This window comes from Bifidobacterium pullorum subsp. gallinarum, from assembly GCF_000741215.1.
Lineage (GTDB): Bacteria > Actinomycetota > Actinomycetes > Actinomycetales > Bifidobacteriaceae > Bifidobacterium > Bifidobacterium pullorum_B.
Window position 1 is genome coordinate 87,949 of the sequence record NZ_JGYX01000004.1, and the last position, 18,854, is coordinate 106,802.

Consider the following 18,854-nt stretch of genomic DNA (forward strand, 5'->3'; position numbering starts at 1 on the left):
TCACGCTCCTTGGTATACTGCCGGCTTCAGCACGGCGATCGAATCGAGGTTGCGGTACCGTTCGGCGTAATCCAGGCCGAAACCGACCACGAACTCGTCGGGGATCTCATAGCCGCTGTACTTCACGTCCACATCCACCTCTCGGCGGGACGGCTTCTGCAGTAGGGCCATGACCTCCACGGAGGCGGCGCCGCGGCGTTTCAGCTCGTCGACCAGCCATGCCAGCGTACGTCCTGAATCAACGATATCCTCCACGATCAGAATGTGCCGCCCGCGAACATCAACCGACAGATCCTGCCGTACCGTTACCGTGCCGCTGCTGACCGTGCCGTCTCCGTAGCTGGACAGGCTCATGAAATCCATCTGCACGGGGATGCTGAGCGCCTGGGAGAAGGCGACCAACGTGTTCACCGCCCCCTTGAGCACCGCCACCAGCAGGAGGTCCCGTCCCCGGTAATCCTCACTGACCTGCGCGGCCAACTCCGCGATTTTACTGTCGATCTGAGCCTTGCTGATCAGCTCATGGTCAATCTGATCCTGAACATCCGCGATTTTCATGCATCCCATCTTGGCACACGCGAATGACGTGTTTCTGGCGATTTACTGAATATCCGCCGGAAAGGTTCACAGCTCCCTGACCATGCCAATCCACGGCCAGCCGCTCGATGGCCTCAACCTGCCGCTGGTTGCCCGCCACGCCTACGGACGCCAGCCCATGGGCGATGACGCGCCGCCGAATCGCCGGATGCAATGCGCCGAGTTTCCGCGCATCGAACAGCAGCGCCGCCCTCCGTTCCCGACGCTCCTCCGCCCGCACGGCATCGGCGCCTGCAGGCTCCGCAGCACCCGCAGCACCCGCCGTGTCGCTACCATCGACGGCATCGGCCGTGCCGGCGAAGCATGCCACGTCGGCCAGCGCGCGTTCCGCCTCGGCGTCCAGATACTCCTTGTCATGCCGTGCGCTTCGGGCGCCACGCGCCAGCACCGCCGATACGTCGGCCCCCATGAAGCGGGCCAATGCGGGCATCAGATCGTGCCGGATGCGGGAGCGCAGCGGATACCGCGCATCCAGCGGCCCCTCCGCGGCCTCCCCGTTGGTGGGGTCGTCCCACCATGTCACGCGCAGCTGCTCGCAGATCGCCGTCGTGTCGGCACGCCCCAGTTCCAAGAACGGCCGCGCGAACAGCACCCCGTCGCGGTCGAACGTGGGCGGCATGCCGGCGATCGCATCGATGCCGCCGGAGCGCAGCAGCCCCAGCAGCACCGTCTCGGCCTGGTCGTCACGGGTGTGGGCCAGCAGCACCGCCGACGCATCGTATTCTCGTGCCGCAGCCGCCAACGCCCGGTAGCGGGCGTCACGCGCCGCGGCCTCCACACCGGTGCCGCTTTCCCGCACCTGCACCGCGCGCAGCGTCACCGGGGCAAGCCCCAGCCGTTCGCAACGGTCCGCCGTCTCCCGCGCCACCCGTCCCGAGCCCGCTTGCAGACCGTGATCGATGATGACCGCACCGCAGCGTACGCCCAGCGAGGCGCATACAGTCCGTGCCACGGCCGCCAACGCCATCGAATCGCGTCCTCCCGAACACGCCACCAATACCAGCGGCGCATCCGGCAACGGATCGTGCTCGCCATGTTGGGTGAACCGTCGATCCTGCACCCCCACGCCGACGCCGGCCAGGGATTCGCGTACCGCCCCCACGGCCGCACGGATCTGACTGCTGTACGCCATCTCACAGCCCCGGCAGATCGGCCATGAACACGTCGACGGCGTGGGCCGCCTCCCACGCGTTCTCCGGATTGTTGACCACCACGGCGAAGCAGAGCACGCCGCCGTTCAACCGTGACACGCTGCCGGCCATCGAGGTCACCGTGCCCAAGGTGCCGGTTTTCACCCGCAGCAGCCCCGCAACGGATTCGTCATCGAGCCGGCCGGCGGCCGTGCCGATCAGTCCGGGCACCGATAGCGCCCCCGCCACCACCGAGCCGGCGCCCCCGGCCAGTATCCGGGACTGCACGCCGATCAGCGTGCGCACGCTCAGGCTTGAGCCCGGAGCCAGTCCGGAGCAGTCGGCCATCGTCAGCTGGGCGGTATCGACGCCGAGATCCTGCAGCGTGGCGGCGACCGCCTGCGTGGCGCCGTGCGGCGAGTTCTCCCGTCCGGCCGCCAACGCCGTCAACCGGCCGAATTCCTCGGCCAACGTGTTGTCCGAATGCCGCATCATGAACGCCATGATCTCGTTCAACTGGGCCGAGCTGACCGACGTCAGCGGCGACTGCCCCTGCGGTGCGGCGCCCGAGGTCACTTCGCCATCGACCGCGATGCCGTTCTCGGCCAATCGCGTCGCGAACGTCGCGGCGGCATCGGCCGCGGGCTGCGTCGACAGTTCGGCATACCCGGTGTACAGGTCGGGATCGTCCGGCGGATCGCCGTTCCAGTTGCGCCCGCCGTCGACCGCCAGGGCGGAGACCGGCGCGTAATACAGGTTGTCGGGGTTGTTCTCCTCGATGCGGGAGGGGTAACGCTGCTCGCCGAACAATGTGTCGTCGTACACGAGCCGGACCCGGTCGATGCCGCGCTGTTGCAGTGCCACCGCGGACTGCGCGGCCAGCGTGCCCAACCCGGCGCGACCGTTGACATGGTCCGGATCGCTGGCGCCGGCGCCGAGCAGCATGTCGCCGTTGCCCTTGAGCACCAGCGTGGGCGTCTGTCCCTCCTGCTGGATCAGGTAGGTCTCGGTATCCAACGTGTCCGACAGGTCCAGCACGGTGGCCGCGGCCACCGCGGTCAATGTTTTCAGCGTCGAGGCGGGTTCACGGACGATGTCGGCGTTGCGTTCCGCCACCACGGTGCCGTCGGCGCCGGCGATGGCGATCGAGACGTCCGAGCCGACGCCCTCGCTGCCGAGGAACGTGTCGATCAGCGCGTCAGCGGCGGCGGCATCGACCGGGATGGACCGGTCGGCGTCCGCAAGCACTGGGTCCGCCGCACGCGCGGTGCGGGCGGAGGGCACCGTCGGAATCCGCATCGGCTGCAGGGTCAGCACACCGGGCACCACGTCGGTCAGGTCGCCGGCCACATACCCAATGCCGAGCGCCACCGTGGCCGCCGCGGATACGGCGACGGTGACAATGCGGCGTGATGCCGCAACGGCCCTGCGATGCCGGTGACGTGACGCCCTGCGTGCCACGGGTCCTCCCTGTCGCGACTGACGATTACTTCTGCAGGGACGCGAACGAATCGAGCGTGGAGACGATCGACAGCATCCGAGCATCCATCAGCTTACCGCCAAGCCACGAACCCAACGCCAGGAAGCCCACGCCGTTGAGCAGGAACACGGGAATCAGCACCCAGTACATATCCCACTGACCGGCCACCGCCAGCACGACCGCCACCAGTCCGGACGGCACGGCCAGCACGAACATGCCGAGCAGGTAGACCAGCGGGAAGAACCCCTGCGCCACAGCACGGCCCTGCGGTGTGGCGAACGGTTTCTCCATCGAGGGCACCGGGTACATGAGCACGCAGGAGACCACCTCGGCCAAGCCGAGTCCGCAGAAGGCCAGGCACGCCGCGCCCGCGGCGAACGTCATGCCCATCAGGATGCCGTCCGGGGTCCGCCAGTCGCCGGTCACCACGAAGCAGGCGATCGTCAGCGCCACCAGGTACGTCAGGATCACGCCCACGTAGATGCGCACGCGTCCCAATCGATCCGCCACGCCGCTCACGCCGCTGATGACCTGCATGGTCAGGCCGCGGCCGTCATAGGCCAGACCGTTGGATTCGGTGATGGAGAAGAACATGGCGCTCATCGGCAGCGCCGTCCAGACAACCGGCGTGACGCCGTGCGACTGGAAGGCCATCAGGATGAGGAAGATCACCGGGAACGCGAACATCAGGCCCTGCCGCGGGTCGCGCTTGAGATAGGTGAACAGGCGGGCCGACACCGCGCCGGAGACGCTGTCGGGCATCCACGAGAACGCGCCGATGCCCTTGACCGACACCGCCTCGCTCTGGCTGCCCGACACCAGGCGCTCATGCCGCAGGCACCAGGTGGAGGCCATGAAGCAGAGCACCCAGCTGACCGCCAGCACGACCAGTCGGCCGATGAACGGCCCCCAAGCCCCATGCAGCACGTCGAACGGCAGCTGGAATGCGGCGCCGAACGGCGTCCACGCGAACACGGCAGCGGGCGCGGCGAAGGTCTCGATGCTGAACGTGACGGCCTCCATCGAGGCGTTCAGCGTGATGCTCGGCACATAGCAGATCGCCACGAATGTGATCATGACGATGATATAGAACAGGTTCTTGCCGCGATTCGAACGGACCAGCGTGGTGGCGGCGTTGATAACCATCTTCGAGAAGCTCACGACGGTGATGACGGTCAGCGGGGCCGAAACGACCGCGGCAACGACCACACCGACGCCCATCCACCGGTAGGCCAGGGACCAGAGCATCAGTGCGATGATGGCGCAGATGGCCGGAATGCCGGACAGTCCGGCGGCCAGCAGTCCCGCCTGCAGCGTGCGATCCGGTATGCCGTAGAGTTCGAGCTTGCGCGGGCTCATGGTGGAGCTCTCGCCGATCAGCATGAGCTGGGCGAAGGCGGTCATGAGGGTGATGAACGCGCCCAGCAGCACCACGATCACCTCCAGGCCCTGCGCGAATCCCGACGCGTTGTTCACTCCCGCGGGATCGCCCAGGAACCAGGCCAGCAGGCCGGTGCCGACGACCACGGCGACGCCCATCAACAGCGAGATCACATACCCGATGGTCTGCCACACCGATTTGCGCAGCGCCGCCCACGTCAGGGCCCAGCGCAGACGGACGATCGTCAGTACGGTGTCCATCATGCCTCCGAACCGATCGCCGGAGCGGCGGACGGTTCGTCCGCGCCGCCATCCAGCCACGACAGGTGCGCGGCGGCGTGACGCCCGCCGACCAGCTGCAGGAACCGGTCCTCCAGGTCCTCGCCGGCGGCCACCTCCTCAACCGTGCCCGCCGCGCACACCTGGCCCTGGTTGATGACCGCCACATGCGTGCACATCTTCTCGACCAGCGCCATGACATGCGAGGAGATGATCACCGTGCCGCCGGTGCGCGCGTATTCGATGAGGATGTCCTTGAGGTTGGCGCTGGACACCGGATCGACCGATTCGAACGGCTCGTCGAGCACCAGCACGCGCGGGCTGTGGATCATGGCGGCGGCCAGACAGATCTTCTTGGTCATGCCGGCCGAATAGTCGACGACCATCTTGTTGGCGGCCTGCTCCAGGTCGAAGGCGCCCAGCAGGTCATGGGCGCGTCTGACGGTCTCCGCACGCCCCATGCCCCGCAGCATGCCGGAATACACCAGCAGTTGCAGGCCGGTCAGCCGGTCGAAGATCTGGTCCGACTGCGGCATGACGCCGATCGAACGCTTGGCACGGTTCACGTCGCTCCACACGTCATGGCCCAGGATCATGGCCGTGCCGGCATCCGGCACCAGCAACCCGGTCACCATGTTCAGCGTGGTCGTCTTGCCGGCACCATTGGGGCCGACAAGCCCGTAGAACGAACCGACCGGGATGTCCAGGGACAGGCCGTTGACGGCCACCTTGTCTCCGAAGCGCTTGAATAGACCTCGGATCGACATGGCCGCCGACGGGCTCGCGGGGACCACGGGCGTGGGGGCCGGTGCCGCCGGCGCGTTCGGCGTCGGGTCAAAACCGACGGATGACTGGGATGTGTCTATCGTCATAGGCTCCAGCATACCGGGTGCTCATTACGGCAAATGGCTTACCCCCCCCCCCGCGGCAAATCGGGAAAAACGGCCGCATCGCGCGGCCTGTCGCGGCAGGGGCGGAATCAGGACCCCTTATGTACGATCGGCTTCCATTCGGCCTTGGAGAAGATGGCCTGGAAGGAGATCGGCACATAGCTCAGCATGTAAATCGGGAAGCTCAGCACGTAGGCGAACAGCTCCTTGTTCGTGGCGCCGATCTGGTCGCGTTCCACGATGATCGTCAACGCCGCGAGCGCCATCAGCGACAGTATGCTGGTGACGATCACGGAGGACCAGTTGGTCAGAGACGCCAGCTGACTGGGCCAGGTCACGAAACCGAATGCGGCGAACAGCAATCCCAGCGTCACACGGATCACGCTGAGCACCATAAACGGGCAGATCAGCAGCGTCAGATCCACGGCGGAGAAGTCGCGTTCCCTGACCGCACGTTTGATCAGCGCGGGCCCGTAATAGCGGAACACCTGCAGGAACCCCTTGCTCCAGCGCAGACGCTGCCGCCAGCTCTGGCGGAACGTGACCGGCTGCTCGTCGTACAGGATGGCCGTGCCGCAGTAGCCCACACGGTCGCCGTGCAGCACCGAGTCCATTGTGAATTCCAGGTCCTCGGTCAGCAGGTGGAACTTCCAGCCCTTGTTGCGGTTCATGATCTCCCGGGAGAACATGAACCCGGTGCCGCCCACATGGCAGCTGGTGCCCAGGCGCATGCGCGAGGAGTTCAGGAACCGGGATTCCCTGATGAACCACAGTGCCGAGCCGGAGGACACCCAGTTGTCGGACAGGTTCACGGAGTTGCGGTAACTGGTCAGGATGCGGAACCCGGATTGGAATGCCTTGTTCATCTCGGCGATATAGTGCGGGTCGAGCCGGTTGTCGGCGTCGAAGACGAAGAACGCGTCATACCGCTGCGCCTCGCCGGTGGATTGCATGCGGTCCAGCAGATAGGTCAGCGCGTAGCCCTTGCCGATCTGCTCCTGGTTGAACCGTTCGATGACGTGGCAGCCGAGGCTGCGGGCCACGTCGGCGGTGTCGTCGGTGCAGTTGTCCGCCACCAGCCAGATGTCGATGAGGTCGGTCGGATAGGTCTGCCCGTGGATCGAACCGATGAGGTTGCCGATGACGTTGGATTCGTTGCGCGCGGAGATCAGCACCGCGAACCGCTTGTCCATCGGCGCATCCGGGAACCGCACCGGCTTGCTGAACAGGGAGACCAGGATGCACACGCCCTGATACAGCAGCCCGGCGGCGCCGACGATGGCCAGCAGGACGTCCAGCACACTCAGCAGCACCATCAGCGCCACCCGCTTCTGGGATTGTCGGTGTTCGGCTTCGGCGCGACGGCATCCGTCCCGTCCGTTGCCGTGCCGTGGCCTGCTGCCGCGGCGGCCGTGGCGGCCTCGGGACCGTCGTCGGGCTCGGGGATATCCCCATTGTCCGGTTCGGCACCCGAAAGCACGGGCTTGCCGCCGGTCGCGGGGGGCACACGCTTGGGGATGGCCACGGTCTGCGACCCGTCGAGGTCCTCGGCCGTGGGCATCTGGTACAGCTCACGCAGCCGTTCGAAGTTGTCGTCGGACGGCACACGGGCGCTGGACCCTCTGGCCGCACGGGGCATATGGTCGCTCATCGGCTTGATGACGTGGTCGCTGAACGCCTCGGCGCCGGCCACGATCTTCGACTTCTTCACCGGCTTCGGATCGTTCATCAACGGGGAGTCGACCAGCTCGTACCGGATGGTGTACACCTTGAAGATGGCCTGCAGGCTGGCGGTGATCGGCAGGGCCAGGAACGCGCCCAGCGCGCCGAACACTCCGCCGAACACCAGCACGGCCAGGAACGCGACCGCCGGGTTCAGGTCCATGGTGCGCTGGGAGATCTTCGGCGAGAGGATCAGGTTCTCGATCTGCTGGTAGACCACGATGTACACCAGCACGCCCACCGCGTACATGATGCCGTTCGCCCCCCAGGCGAACAGCACCGGCAGTGCGCCGCCGATATAGGTGCCGACGGTCGGGATGAACTGGGAGACGATGCCGCAGAACAGGGCCAGCGGCAGCCAGTAGGGCACGCGGATCAGGTCCAGGAATATGGCCGTGCACACGGCGTTGATCATGGCCAGGATCGTACGGGAGAACAGGAAGTTGGAGATCTGGTCCTGCACGATGGTCCAGCCGAGCAGGAACCGACGCTGCGTGACCGGGCCGAGCCACTGGCACAGGCTGCGACGCAGCTTGGGACCGGCGGCGGACAGGTAGTAGGTCACCATGACCACGGTCAGCAGGTCGAGCAGGAACCCGAACAGCCCCATGGTGGTGCTCAGGGCCTGACCGGCGAAGTCCGTGACCCAGGAGGTCTGGATGTTGTTGAAGATCTCACTGCCCAGATTCTGGATCTCCGGCAGCTTGAACGACGTGTACTGCTCCACAGTACGGGAGATCTCGTCATAGACGCCCGGCAGTCCCTTGACCATCGAGATGGCCTGCTGCACGAACATGTTGCCGAACAGCGCCAGCAGCGCGACGATCACCGCACCTAGGCCGATCAGGCTGGCGGCCGAGGCCACGCCGCGCTTCCAGCCATGCCGCACCAGCAGCAGCACCACCGGTTCGATGGCGAGCGCCAGGAACAGGGAGATGACCACATCCAGCACCACGCCGGACACCTTGCCCCATGACCGCCACACGAAATACGCCAGGAACACGGCTATGGCGGTGTATAGCAGGGCGCGGCCGTACCATTCCGGAGGTCGGCGTGCATCCCCCTTCGCCGGAAACACCGAAGCGAAATCGATCTTCAGGTCATCCTGATCATTGCTCATGAGGCCCTATTGTACGGCGGACGCAGGCCACACGCCCCCAATGCGCCGGCGGCGGAGCGGTTCCGGGACCTTTCGGCGTATGCCACCGCATGCGTATGCGGCGAAAGGACCATCAGAAGGCCGCCGAAAAGCCCAACCGATGCACATTCACCGTGCTCATGCGGCAAACGGACCAATACGGCACGGCCTGGAGGCCTTTTTGGCGCACGACCACCACTCCCCTACAGCACAAGGGCCCGTTCCGAACGGATCGGAACGGGCCCCGCAACGCACAAGGCGCCAATGTCGGATCACATCAGCGACTTGTAGATCGCGTAGATGTCCTCCTCGGTGGCCTGACGCGGGTTGCCCGGTGTGCACACGTCGTTGAACGCGTCATGGGCCAGGCCCTCCAGGTCGGCCTCGGTGGCGCCGACCTCGGAGATCGTGGTCGGGTTGCCGAGATCCTTGGTGAGGTTGCGCACCGCCTCAACCGCCTCGTCGCGCACGTGGTCGAGGTCGCCGGTGTAGGCGTCCTGAACGCCGAAGGCGTCGGCGATGTCACGGTACTTCTCGCCGGTGTACTCCTTGTTGTACTCCATGACCGGCGCCAGCAGGATGCCGTTGGCCACGCCGTGGGCCACGCCGAGGCGGCCGCCCAGCGGGTGCGCCATGCCGTGCACCAGGCCCAGGCCGACGTTCGAATAAGCCATACCGGTGATGTAGGAGGCGTACGCCATCTGCTCGCCGGCTGGGATGTCGCCTTCGGCGGACTTGGCCAGGTTCTTGGCAATCATGCGGATGGTCTGCATCGACAGGCAGTCGGACAGGCTCCACGCGCCCGGGGTGATATAGCCCTCGATGGCGTGGGTCAGCGCGTCCAGGCCGGTGGCCACCTTGAGCGAGCGCGGCTGGGTGTCGGTCAGATCCGGATCCACGAAGGCCACGATCGGGATGTCATGCGGGTCGACGGCCACGAACTTGCGCTTGTTCGCCGTGTCAGTGATCACATAGTTGATGGTGGTCTCCGAGGCGGTGCCGGCGGTGGTCGGCACGCCGAAGATCGGCACGGACGGGTTCTTGGTGGCGGCCACGCCCTCCAGCGAGAGCACGTCGGCGAATTCGGGGTTGGCGGTGACGATGCCGATGCCCTTGCAAGTGTCCTGCGGGGAGCCGCCGCCCAGGCCGATCAGGAAGTCGGCGCCGGCGTCGGCGAACTTGGCCACGCCGTCCTTGATGCATTCGACCGGCGGGTTCGGCTGGACGTTGCTGAAGACCTCATACGGCATGCCGGCCTCGTCGAGCACGTCGGTGACCTTCTTGACGGTGCCGGTTTCGATCAGCACCGGATCGGTGACGATGAACGCCTTGGTGAAGCCGTGCGCCTTGGCCACGTCCGGAATCTGCTTGATCGCGCCGCGGCCGAAGTACGCCTCCTGGTTGAAAATCATGCGATAGACCATACAAGACCTCCTTTGAGTCCTGGTTCGTTCGTTGCGGATCGCTCATCGTTGAGGGCGACCGACGGTTTCCAATCTTAGCGGCGAGGCTGGGAGTTCGCCCAGTACGAATCGCGTGTCGCCGCAACGATGGTTGCGTTACCGCAATCGTCTCATGCCGGATTGCGGCACCTTACCCCATAGCGCACCACGACGACCGGTTTGCGACCGCACTACACTGAACGGTATGGAACATCGCACCACCGATCTGCTGGCCCTCGCCGAGCAGCTGGCCAAAGAACGCCATGCCGGTCAGACGGATAAGGCGGGGGCCGCGTATTGGATGCATCCGCAACGGGTCTCGCAGGGATGCGCCAGCGATGAGGCCCGTATCGCCGGCTGGCTGCACGACCTGATTGAGGACACCGACACCACCGCCGAGGAGCTGCTGACGCTCGGATTCCCGCCCGACGTGGTGGCCGCGGTGCAGCTGGATACGCGACGAGCCGACGAATCGTATATGGACTACATCCAACGCATCGTGGACGCCTGCGATTCGCAGGACCCGGCCGTCGCTCGTGCGGGGCGCATCGCCCGCGAGGTCAAGATGAGCGACCTGCGGGACAATATGAACCTCGACCGGCTGCCGACCGTCACCGATACGGATCGCGCACGCGTCGAGAAATACCGCGCTGCCTACAGCGTGCTGGAGAACTCCTGCGCTCCCGCTCCGGGGATCGACGCCACAAGGTGAGATACGCATAGACAGCCGTCTTCCCCATCACCCGTTGCTGTGGCGGGGAAGACGGTCCGTTCCTGGAGAAAATGCCGGCGCGGGGAATCCTCACTCCCGCGTCAGCAACTCCTTGCAGGCGTTCAACGCGTTGAACAGACGCGGGATGCCCATGTAGCAGCCGGCATGCACAAGCGCGCAGACCAGTTCCTCCTTGGAGTTGCCGGCCTTCAACGCGCCCTCCACATGGCTCCTGACCTGTACCTCGGCACCGCCCAGCGCGGCCAGCAGCACCACGGTCAGCAGCTCGCGGGTCTTACCATCCAACCCATCGCGGCTCATGTAATCGCCGAAGCACAGCTCGGTCAGCATGCGCGGCACGAACTCGGCGAAGTCGCCGGGCAGCCACGTGTACCGGTCCTTGATCTCCGTGCCGTACAGCGGCGCCTGCAGCTGAAGCCCGCGCTCGTTGCGGTTCTCCTCGCTCACCGTGCCCTGCTCGGGCAGCGGCAGTTCGATGCCGGCGGCCTGGAACGCCTCGTTCATGGCGCCGATGGCGTTCAGCGTCTTCGGGAAGCCGATGAACGGCGCGCACTGGTAGATGGCCTCGCGGATCTCGATCGGCGTGCAGCCGACGTTCAGGGCCGCCTGCGTATGCGCTTTCAGCTGCGGCAGCGTGTTGAGCGTGGCCAGCACGGTGACGGTCACCAGTTCGCGCATGCGGTTGTCCAGGCTGCCGGTGTGGCAGACATCGCCGAAGATGAACCTCTGCAGGATGCGCATGAACTCCGGATCGGTGCCTTCCGTGGTGACGGCCGGCTGATGGAACAGCTCCTGCATCGTGGCTTCGGTACGTTCGACCCTATCCATTGCTACTCCTTATCATTCGATTCCTCGCTTGTTTCGTGGACATACCCCTTCCCTCCGTCCGAGGAACGCCGTTGCGACGTTTCCGTTCCCGACGATACCGATGTGGCACCCGGACCGCCAATGTCCGGTTATCATTGCGATCATGCCCGACGGGCATGGCCGCACCATCGTGTTCACGACCCATTCAACGTGCGATCCGCTGGCCTTCAGTGCGCAGGAATTCCACAAAGGCGGCCGCAGCCGGGGTCAACGTCCGCCCCCGCTTCCAGATGACGGCGCCACCGGATTCCAGCACGGGGCTTAACGGTTTGAAGCACAGGTCATCAGGGACTCCCAGTCCGAACGACATGGCCAGACCGACCCCGCCGCGTACCATCGCCATCACGTTGATACTCAAATCGCATAGGCCGGCGGTTGACACCGCACGTAGCGATCCACCCATCCAGCTGACAAGCTCGCCACGCACCTCTTCACGGAACGGCAGAATCAGCGCCCTACCAGCCAAGTCCTCGGGCCGAACCTCGTTCAGCGTCGACAGCGGATCATCGGGTCGCATCAGGATTCCCCACCTGTCATCGATATGCGTACGCAGGTAATCGTATCTGCTCACGTCCAATGGCTCGGTGACCAGTCCCAGATCGGTCAGGCCTTGTTCCAGACGGTCGCCCGTCACATCGGCGGTGCAGGTGCGCATCTCGAACTCCACTTCCGGGTACCGTTGCCGGAATGCCGCGATACACCGGGCCAGCCAATCCATGCTGTGCGTCTCCGCGCAGCTGATTGCAATCGTGCCGGACAGCGAACCGTGCAGCTCGCGCACCTCGCGTTCTATCTTGCCCGCCAGCTGCACCAGCTCCTGGGCCCGCTCACGTAGCAGCCGACCCTCCGGGGTCAACGAGATCTGATGTGGACCGCGGTGGAACAGCGTCACGCCCAGCGCATCCTCCAAGCCCTTGAGCTGACGCGACAACGTGGGCTGCGAGATCTGCAACAGCTCGGCCGCCCAGGTGATGTTGCCCTCATCGGCCACCGCCAGGAAATATCGCAGTACGCGCAGGTCCACACCCGAACGGACGCCGCGGCCATCCGCGTACGAGGGCAGCTCCGGGAAATCCGGCGCGTTCTCAACACCGGACGACGATGCGTTCATATCCATATCCACCTTCCGACCTTCTCCACTCCGACCGGACCGCACACCCGCCGCTCTAGATTTCCAGTGTAATCGACCAATGTCGCCCGAACGGAGGCGCCTTGTTCGCCCGAAGCGGAACGGCGCGGGTCCCGGACCGGCACCGGTGCGAAGTCTAACCGGCAAGATCGGGGTCCGAACGGCACAACGCTGCGAACACCGTGGATGCATGTCGCGCATGCCGCGGTATGCCGTGGGCATATTGGCGCGAGGCGGGCCGACCATCTACTCTGGAGGCATCGGCCGCACGTCCGTGCCCGTCAGCGTTGCGCCGACCATGCGGCCACAATGATAAGGAGATACGAATGAACACTCTGGTTTTGGTCTTCCATCCGCATCTGCATGACGGTTCGCGCATCAACCGGACGCTGGCGGAAACAGCCGCCGCCACCCCGGGCGTGACCGTGCGCGACGAGTACGCGATCTACCCCGACTTCCACATCGACGCCGAGGCCGAGCAGGAGGCGCTGCTCGCCGCGGACCGCGTGGTCTGGCAGTTCCCGATGTACTGGTACAGCTCCCCCGCCCTACTCAAGCAGTGGGAGGACACGGTGCTCCGGCATGGCTGGGCCTACGGCACCGGCGGCGACAAGCTGCACAGCAAGGAGCTGATGGCGGCCGTCAGCGTCGGCGGCTCGTCCGACAAGTACCGCCATGACGGCGAGTTCGGAGTGATCGTGCCCGAACTGCTCAAGCCGCTTGAGGCCACGGCCAAGCATATCGGCATGACCTGGCTTGAGCCGTTCACCATCCACGGCACGCTGAAGGTCACCGATGAGGAGTTGGACGAGGCCGCCCGACGGTACGCAGCCCTGCTGACCGCGTGACGCGACCCTCTCCGCTGTTGTGCGGGTTGCCGCCAGCCACATGGGAGGGCAACCCACGCCCGATACGAAGAAAGCCCGCTTCGGCGGGCTTTCTGGTTGGTACCCCCAGAGAGAGTCGAACTCTCTTTATGAAGTGTGTCATTCTCAGCAATCCATGGAATATCAAGGATTATAGACATCACACACAACACGTAACACACGCACAATCACGCATCTGAAGTCCCTTTTAAGTCCCAACCTGTAGATACGCAACGCCGACATAGAGGGGAATACTCACCAACCGACTGCCACCCATAAGCTAGGCCCGTCTCACAACGCCGCAAGTTCGAAAACCGCGTCATGAAATGAAGGAATCTCCGACACGGTGTCCCTTGAATCCGTGGAGGAGGATCCCGGATGCATGGCGGCGGTGGAATTCGTCACGAGCCTGTCGGACGACGAACTCGCCACCCTCGACTCGATCAGCCTCCCGTCCGGACGCGCCGCATACTCGGCCCACACCCTCGACATCCTGACGCATCTCATGCTCACCACCGACGACGACCTGCACGAGGCCCGCAAGCACGCGTTCAACGTGCCCGACGACTGGAGGCCGGCGGAACCCCCGGTAGGCGAACCGGTCGGCAACCCGGCGGTGGACCGCGTATTGAAGATCGTGAACCGATACCTGCTGGCATGCGAACGATAGACCGGCGTGCGCGTTCTGCACCGAAGTTGAACGAGGAAGGATTACCGTAGACGACGAAGCCCCTGCCCAACACGCACTGAACAGGGGCTATTCAGTCAGATCAGTTCAACCGAAAGCCGTCCCTCAAGCAGAAGCCGGTGAATCAGGTTATTGCCATGGTCAACGTTGTCAAGCGTCTCCCCATACGTAGAAAGCAGCCCGGTCACACGATTCATCATGTCCGTCCTGACCTCGAGTTCGCTCTTGCCGGCATACGGCCGGTAGTAGAACACCAGGCACGTGTCTCCGTCATACAAATTGACCGCGTCGAACATCGCTTGGAAATACGAGTAGTCGGCAGCCGCGAGAGAGTGACCGAAGAACTTGATAAGGTCGACTTCGCCCGGCAGCACTTCGTAGTGCTGTGGGCCACCCTTCGCCATGAGACGATATGTCTTCGTGAACGGAGCAACGTTCGCGTTCGTCATCATGCCTTTCCCGTCGACCCCGAAGATGATGCCCTCGCCGAGTCTGCCGTGGATGTTCACATAGGGGATCCCGTCGAAGTCACACCCCATCTCCTTCGGTCCGGTGTAGTTGAAGCTCAGAACCGAGCGCTCGATTCGGTAGTCCTCCTCGCTCGGAACACCACGCTTGATGAGATCATGGAGCAGCTGACGCGCGTCTTCCGGATACCGGGGCGTCTCCTCAACCTGTTTTGTGAGGTATGTGTCGAATGCCTCCTCGAGCCGATGCAACTCGTCGAGCAGCAGCTTGTTGAACTTATCGCGGCTATAGCCGTCCTCCAACCCGAATTTGCCCTCGATGAGATAGTTCCTTACGTGATTCTCCGTCGACTCCTGTGGAAGGAGACTGCGCTGCCATGCCCTGTCGTTGAACTCAAGTGCGAAGATGCTGTCGAGGAGGTCGATGAAATGCGGTGGTTTGCATGGTCGTATCCATTTCGCAATGGCAGCCTCGATGTCGCACCAGTTGTCTCCGGAGCGGTCGGACAAGATGATGTCCCAGACGGTCAGCCCGGCCTCCCTCAACTGAGAGCCCACGCTCTTACCGTTGGATATGCCGATACGTTCGATAGATTGCAGCTTCTCAAGACGGGGCGTGAAGAAGCTCACGAAATCGGACTTGAGTTGGCAGGCCGAGTCGAATCCGTTCCCGATAACCACGAGCTGCTGCCAATCGGACCTCATATCAGGCAGGTGCAAGTTGTAATCCGGAACCGTCATCTGAGGCCCATCGCTCAACCCAAACTTATCGAAAAGAGACATGGCCATATCACCGTCCAAGCTCGATTCCTCTCTACCTGCTTCCGTGTGTGCGGACAATAACTTCCTTCAGCTCGGATTGCGCACCAAACTTCACGTCAACCCCTTTCCTTCAAGCCGTCGGACGTCTCTGCGCATACCCGTCATTTGCATCATAGTGCGGCGACCGCCGGCTGTTGGCTGTACGCACATCCGACAACCCACCCATCATCATGTTCAAAGCGGATGATGCCGACGCTATTGATACGAAGTCGACGAAAAATACGGAAGTGTATCAATAAGTCGGATTGCGGTGGAAGTCTTCGGGCGGCACCGGGGGAGGTCCGACAGGTTCGGATCTCCTTTTTTATTCGGCCTCCACGGCGGTAACGTGGTGTTCGATGGCGGCTCCGATGGCGTGCGCGTAGCGGCGTATCTGTCCGAGCGTCGGATCCAAATCGCCGTTCTCGATTCCGGCGAGGCGTTCGGCGGTCACGCCCATCCTGCGGCACATGGTCGCGTCGTCGATGCCCTTGCCCCGTCTGATGGCCATGAGATCGTCCATGAGCCTGCGGTCCGCCGCGACTAGGCTCCGGGCGCGTAGTCTCAGCGTTCCGTAATCGTTCCCGCGTCTTCTCATCGTCCTTCCGTTCCGTGCGGTTTCATGTTCTGCCCGGTTCCGTCCGTCTTCCGGGTGGCATCCTTGTCCCTGTCAAGCGGTCCACGCATGTTCCTCCCACGATGGCGTGGACCGGTACCGTAATCCGGAGCCGTTAGGAGGCTGTTCATGGAGGATAGGGAAGCGGTGGCGTCGCGTGGATTCAAAGGCTGGCGTCATGGGGCCGGATGGCTGTACGCGGTGGTGCTGGCCGCCTCGCTGGTGGCGTTGTTCACCTCGTTCATCCTGTCCGCGGAGACGTTGAAGGAGGCTCGCAATCCGGGGCAGAGGCTGGCATGCGACGTGAACGGCGTCCTCTCCTGCTCCACGGTGATGGAGTCGTGGCAGGCGGAGATCGTGAAGTTCGCCGGGCTGAGTTTCCCGAACGCGTTCTTCGGCATCGCCGCCGAATCCGTGTTCGTCACCATAGCGGTGATCGGGCTGTACAGGGTTGCGCATGGCCGCCGCCTGTACCATGGGTGGTCCTGATGGCGACGCGCGCATCTAGTGGTTCGATGACATCGAGACTACTATATGTACGGAGTGTATTCTTTTGACGCAACGATGTTTGACCTGTTAATCTTATTTACGTTAAAAGCCACCAATGCCTCTCACTGAAGCACACTAGGGTGGCATTTTCTTATCGGGAGGGGACCATGGACGACGGCGGTATCCAGCAGTTGCCCCCCTATCCGCAGCATCCGCCGAAGCCAGTGGGCGATTTGGCGGCCAAGCTCATCGAGAACGGCATGGGAGGGGTGGACCGGCCCACGCTCGAACGACGAATCGAACAGGTGGGATATTTTCGGCTGAAGGGGTACTGGTACCCGTTCCTCACCCCCACCCCGGACCGGCCGGCGAAACGCGTGCTGCCGTTTCGTAAGGGCACCCTGTTCCAAGACATCTGGGATCGGTACGTGTTCGATCAGGAGCTGCGGGTGCTGGTGTTCGACGGCATCATCACCATCGAGATCTACCTCAAGAGCTTCCTTGCCCACGAGTTGTCGTTGTTTGGAGGGGAATTCGGCTACATGACACGGGCCGGCCTTCCCGGACTGGGCTATGACGCGCACCTCGCATGCCTTGCCTCGTTGCGCACGACCTTCATGAAATCGAACATTCCGTACATCAGGCATTTCCGGGACACGTACGATAATCCACTGCCGCCGTACTGGATGATTGTGGGATGCCTGAGCTATGGGACTCTCAAGGAAACCTTCTACCGAGGCGCGCCCAATTCGATCAAGCGAAAGCTCGCCACGAGCCTGCACGTATTTAATCCCAATCCAAACCCGGATGTACGTGGCGACATCAAGATCCTCTCCAACTGGCTGGAGACCATCCGGCAGGCGCGGAACATGACCGCGCACCACGACCGCTTCTGGAATGAATCCAGTACCCGCATAGCACCGAGACTCCCCAAGCATCGCAGTGGTTCGCATGCGACGGACTGGTGGGGTAACGATTGGGACGACTTCCGCAGGTCGACCGGCCCCGCCGCTTTCCTCACCATGGAAAACTATCTATTGACCCAAATAGATGGCCCGTCATGGAAAAGGAAATTCATCGATCTCATGCACAGGTATCCGCAGATCCCCGCACCCGACATGGGATTCCCTGACGACTGGGAGTCCCTCGCTTTGTGGCGCCCGTAACCGAGACGGGTCTCCGATTCCATCGCTCTAGCTGAGTCAAGCATTGCCAAGCGATTCAGTCGTTCACCGTACTAGCAACGATCGGACATCGACCGCGCGTACCCATACACGACATCGAGCCCCACCATTCTCGATCGGAACCCGGTGCGGCATGGCTCGGCGGCCATAGGCACGGCCATCCACCACGCCCGCATCTACCGGTTCCACACCCCCGGACGCAAGGACGAAACCCGGTAGGTACGGGATGATCAGGGTGTTCCAGACCGACCTGCTCAAACAGCGGCACAAGGACCTGTTCGCCGCACCCCTGTCGCCCCACTCCGTATCCATGCGGTACGCGAACCCGGACGTGGCCGCCGCGGTGATGGAGGGACGGGCCGAATACATGGGATGGGTGACCATAGGCGACACGATCCGCATCGACCCGAAACTCGCCGGACCATCCTGCCCCGTTGTTTTTAGTCAAGTTGGTGTTTCGGTTTGGGGGTGGTGACGTTTTGTTGGACTCCGGTGTCCTTGTTCTTTGATTATGCCATGAGTCCGAGCTCGCGTCTTCGTTTGGCGATGCTGGTGCCGAAGGCGAGCTTGATCCGCTCGTCCCGATACCAGCGCATGTACCCGTCCAACTGTTCGACGAACCCTTCGATGGTGACGCCCGTGAAGCTCCGGCCGTGGAAGAACTCCTGCTTGAGATGCCCGAAGAACCCTTCCGCGGCCGCGTTGTCCGGACTGCAGCCCTTCGCRCTCATCGACCGGGTCAACCCGTTCTCCCTGCAGATGCTGATCCACCCGGGCCACCGGTAGTGGCAACCGCGGTCGGAGTGGATGACCGGACGCTCCCCGTCCCCGAGCGTGGCGCACGCGTCGCGGAGCATCCGGTTGGCCAGCTCGGCGTTCGGGCTCGTGCCGATCGTCCAGGCCACCGGCATCCCGTCGTAGCAGTCGATCACCGGGCTGAGGTAGACCTTGCCCGC

The 18,854-nt window shown here is 63.7% G+C and carries 17 protein-coding genes and 2 pseudogenes; 6 read left to right on the top strand and 13 right to left on the bottom strand.

What is annotated here, in order from left to right; translation table 11 throughout:
* The 8 genes from hpt to fucO all read right to left on the bottom strand — a co-directional run bounded on the left by hpt (window position 1) and on the right by fucO (window position 10,040).
* On the bottom strand, window positions 1–558 hold the full coding sequence (hpt, locus tag BIGA_RS05570) for a hypoxanthine phosphoribosyltransferase (RefSeq protein ID WP_033507705.1): 558 nt from the start codon (window positions 556–558) through the stop codon (window positions 1–3).
* Window positions 527–1,729 (bottom strand): tRNA lysidine(34) synthetase TilS, encoded by a 1,203-nt coding sequence (tilS, locus tag BIGA_RS05575; RefSeq protein ID WP_033507706.1) that lies wholly within the window; start codon window positions 1,727–1,729, stop codon window positions 527–529. Before tilS ends, hpt begins: the two co-directional genes overlap by 32 nt.
* 1 nt (window position 1,730) lies before the next feature.
* Window positions 1,731–3,188 (bottom strand): D-alanyl-D-alanine carboxypeptidase/D-alanyl-D-alanine-endopeptidase, encoded by a 1,458-nt coding sequence (locus BIGA_RS05580; RefSeq protein ID WP_033507707.1) that lies wholly within the window; start codon window positions 3,186–3,188, stop codon window positions 1,731–1,733.
* 25 nt (window positions 3,189–3,213) lie between these two features.
* Window positions 3,214–4,851 (bottom strand): ABC transporter permease, encoded by a 1,638-nt coding sequence (locus BIGA_RS05585; protein WP_152596031.1) that lies wholly within the window; start codon window positions 4,849–4,851, stop codon window positions 3,214–3,216.
* Entirely contained in the window at window positions 4,848–5,738 is an 891-nt protein-coding gene (locus BIGA_RS05590; protein ID WP_081929522.1) for an ATP-binding cassette domain-containing protein, read from the bottom strand. Before BIGA_RS05590 ends, BIGA_RS05585 begins: the two co-directional genes overlap by 4 nt.
* A gap of 107 nt (window positions 5,739–5,845) precedes the next feature.
* Window positions 5,846–7,072: a glycosyltransferase family 2 protein gene (locus BIGA_RS05595; protein WP_033507719.1), complete on the bottom strand. Its 1,227-nt coding sequence runs from the start codon at window positions 7,070–7,072 to the stop codon at window positions 5,846–5,848.
* A complete protein-coding gene (locus tag BIGA_RS05600) occupies window positions 7,072–8,598 on the bottom strand; it encodes an AI-2E family transporter (protein WP_051917122.1) in 1,527 nt (508 codons plus the stop codon). The genes BIGA_RS05595 and BIGA_RS05600 overlap by 1 nt, the downstream gene beginning before the upstream one ends.
* 290 nt (window positions 8,599–8,888) lie before the next feature.
* Window positions 8,889–10,040 (bottom strand): lactaldehyde reductase, encoded by a 1,152-nt coding sequence (gene fucO, locus BIGA_RS05605; protein ID WP_033507709.1) that lies wholly within the window; start codon window positions 10,038–10,040, stop codon window positions 8,889–8,891.
* Window positions 10,041–10,263: 223 nt separating this feature from the next.
* Here fucO and BIGA_RS05610 point away from each other — a divergent pair, with 223 nt between their 5' ends.
* Complete coding sequence (locus BIGA_RS05610) at window positions 10,264–10,770, top strand: HD domain-containing protein (RefSeq protein WP_051917123.1); 507 nt, start codon at window positions 10,264–10,266, stop codon at window positions 10,768–10,770.
* A 90-nt stretch (window positions 10,771–10,860) separates the two neighbouring features.
* Here BIGA_RS05610 and BIGA_RS05615 read toward each other — a convergent pair whose 3' ends face one another.
* Both BIGA_RS05615 and BIGA_RS05620 read right to left on the bottom strand, forming a co-directional pair.
* Window positions 10,861–11,619 carry a carboxymuconolactone decarboxylase family protein gene (locus BIGA_RS05615; RefSeq protein ID WP_033507710.1) on the bottom strand — a complete coding sequence of 253 codons (759 nt, stop codon included), beginning with the start codon at window positions 11,617–11,619 and terminating at the stop codon, window positions 10,861–10,863.
* 184 nt (window positions 11,620–11,803) lie between these two features.
* A complete protein-coding gene (locus BIGA_RS05620) occupies window positions 11,804–12,775 on the bottom strand; it encodes a LysR family transcriptional regulator (protein ID WP_161786271.1) in 972 nt (323 codons plus the stop codon).
* 338 nt (window positions 12,776–13,113) lie between these two features.
* Here BIGA_RS05620 and BIGA_RS05625 point away from each other — a divergent pair, with 338 nt between their 5' ends.
* Both BIGA_RS05625 and BIGA_RS05630 read left to right on the top strand, forming a co-directional pair.
* On the top strand, window positions 13,114–13,635 hold the full coding sequence (locus BIGA_RS05625) for an NAD(P)H-dependent oxidoreductase (protein ID WP_033507711.1): 522 nt from the start codon (window positions 13,114–13,116) through the stop codon (window positions 13,633–13,635).
* Window positions 13,636–13,999: 364 nt separating this feature from the next.
* The gene (locus BIGA_RS05630) at window positions 14,000–14,323 is read left to right on the top strand and encodes a hypothetical protein (protein WP_033507712.1); all 324 of its coding nucleotides are present in this window, start codon (window positions 14,000–14,002) and stop codon (window positions 14,321–14,323) included.
* A 95-nt stretch (window positions 14,324–14,418) separates the two neighbouring features.
* On the opposite strand, the gene BIGA_RS05635 is transcribed toward BIGA_RS05630, so the two are convergent.
* Window positions 14,419–15,609 (bottom strand): AbiH family protein, encoded by a 1,191-nt coding sequence (locus BIGA_RS05635; protein WP_152596032.1) that lies wholly within the window; start codon window positions 15,607–15,609, stop codon window positions 14,419–14,421.
* Window positions 15,610–15,934: 325 nt separating this feature from the next.
* Window positions 15,935–16,207 (bottom strand): helix-turn-helix domain-containing protein, encoded by a 273-nt coding sequence (locus tag BIGA_RS05640; protein ID WP_152596033.1) that lies wholly within the window; start codon window positions 16,205–16,207, stop codon window positions 15,935–15,937.
* Between the two features lie 147 nt (window positions 16,208–16,354).
* Between BIGA_RS05640 and BIGA_RS05645 the strand changes: the two are divergent.
* From BIGA_RS05645 to BIGA_RS05655, 3 genes and pseudogenes are all read left to right on the top strand, one after another.
* Window positions 16,355–16,678 (top strand): annotated as a pseudogene (locus BIGA_RS05645) (vitamin K epoxide reductase family protein); the annotation flags it as partial.
* A gap of 203 nt (window positions 16,679–16,881) precedes the next feature.
* Window positions 16,882–17,880, top strand: coding sequence for an Abi family protein (locus tag BIGA_RS05650; protein WP_033507714.1), 999 nt, complete (start codon window positions 16,882–16,884; stop codon window positions 17,878–17,880).
* A gap of 241 nt (window positions 17,881–18,121) precedes the next feature.
* Window positions 18,122–18,373 (top strand): annotated as a pseudogene (locus tag BIGA_RS05655) (hypothetical protein); the annotation flags it as partial.
* 34 nt (window positions 18,374–18,407) lie between these two features.
* Here the strand turns inward: BIGA_RS05655 and BIGA_RS05660 are convergent.
* A partial coding sequence (locus tag BIGA_RS05660; protein WP_034259784.1) for a DDE-type integrase/transposase/recombinase occupies window positions 18,408–18,854 on the bottom strand: 447 nt, incomplete at its 5' end.

Bases quoted from the DNA above. Each gene is read 5' to 3' on its own strand.
- hpt (WP_033507705.1), bottom strand. From the start codon at position 558: ATGAAAATCGCGGATGTTCAGGATCAGATTGACCATGAGCTGATCAGC.
- tilS (WP_033507706.1), bottom strand. From the start codon at position 1,729: ATGGCGTACAGCAGTCAGATCCGTGCGGCCGTGGGGGCGGTACGCGAA.
- BIGA_RS05585 (WP_152596031.1), bottom strand. From the start codon at position 4,851: ATGATGGACACCGTACTGACGATCGTCCGTCTGCGCTGGGCCCTGACG.
- BIGA_RS05590 (WP_081929522.1), bottom strand. From the start codon at position 5,738: ATGACGATAGACACATCCCAGTCATCCGTCGGTTTTGACCCGACGCCG.
- BIGA_RS05595 (WP_033507719.1), bottom strand. From the start codon at position 7,072: ATGGTGCTGCTGAGTGTGCTGGACGTCCTGCTGGCCATCGTCGGCGCC.
- BIGA_RS05600 (WP_051917122.1), bottom strand. From the start codon at position 8,598: ATGAGCAATGATCAGGATGACCTGAAGATCGATTTCGCTTCGGTGTTT.
- fucO (WP_033507709.1), bottom strand. From the start codon at position 10,040: ATGGTCTATCGCATGATTTTCAACCAGGAGGCGTACTTCGGCCGCGGC.
- BIGA_RS05610 (WP_051917123.1), top strand. From the start codon at position 10,264: ATGGAACATCGCACCACCGATCTGCTGGCCCTCGCCGAGCAGCTGGCC.
- BIGA_RS05615 (WP_033507710.1), bottom strand. From the start codon at position 11,619: ATGGATAGGGTCGAACGTACCGAAGCCACGATGCAGGAGCTGTTCCAT.
- BIGA_RS05620 (WP_161786271.1), bottom strand. From the start codon at position 12,775: ATGGATATGAACGCATCGTCGTCCGGTGTTGAGAACGCGCCGGATTTC.
- BIGA_RS05625 (WP_033507711.1), top strand. From the start codon at position 13,114: ATGAACACTCTGGTTTTGGTCTTCCATCCGCATCTGCATGACGGTTCG.
- BIGA_RS05640 (WP_152596033.1), bottom strand. From the start codon at position 16,207: ATGAGAAGACGCGGGAACGATTACGGAACGCTGAGACTACGCGCCCGG.
- BIGA_RS05650 (WP_033507714.1), top strand. From the start codon at position 16,882: ATGGACGACGGCGGTATCCAGCAGTTGCCCCCCTATCCGCAGCATCCG.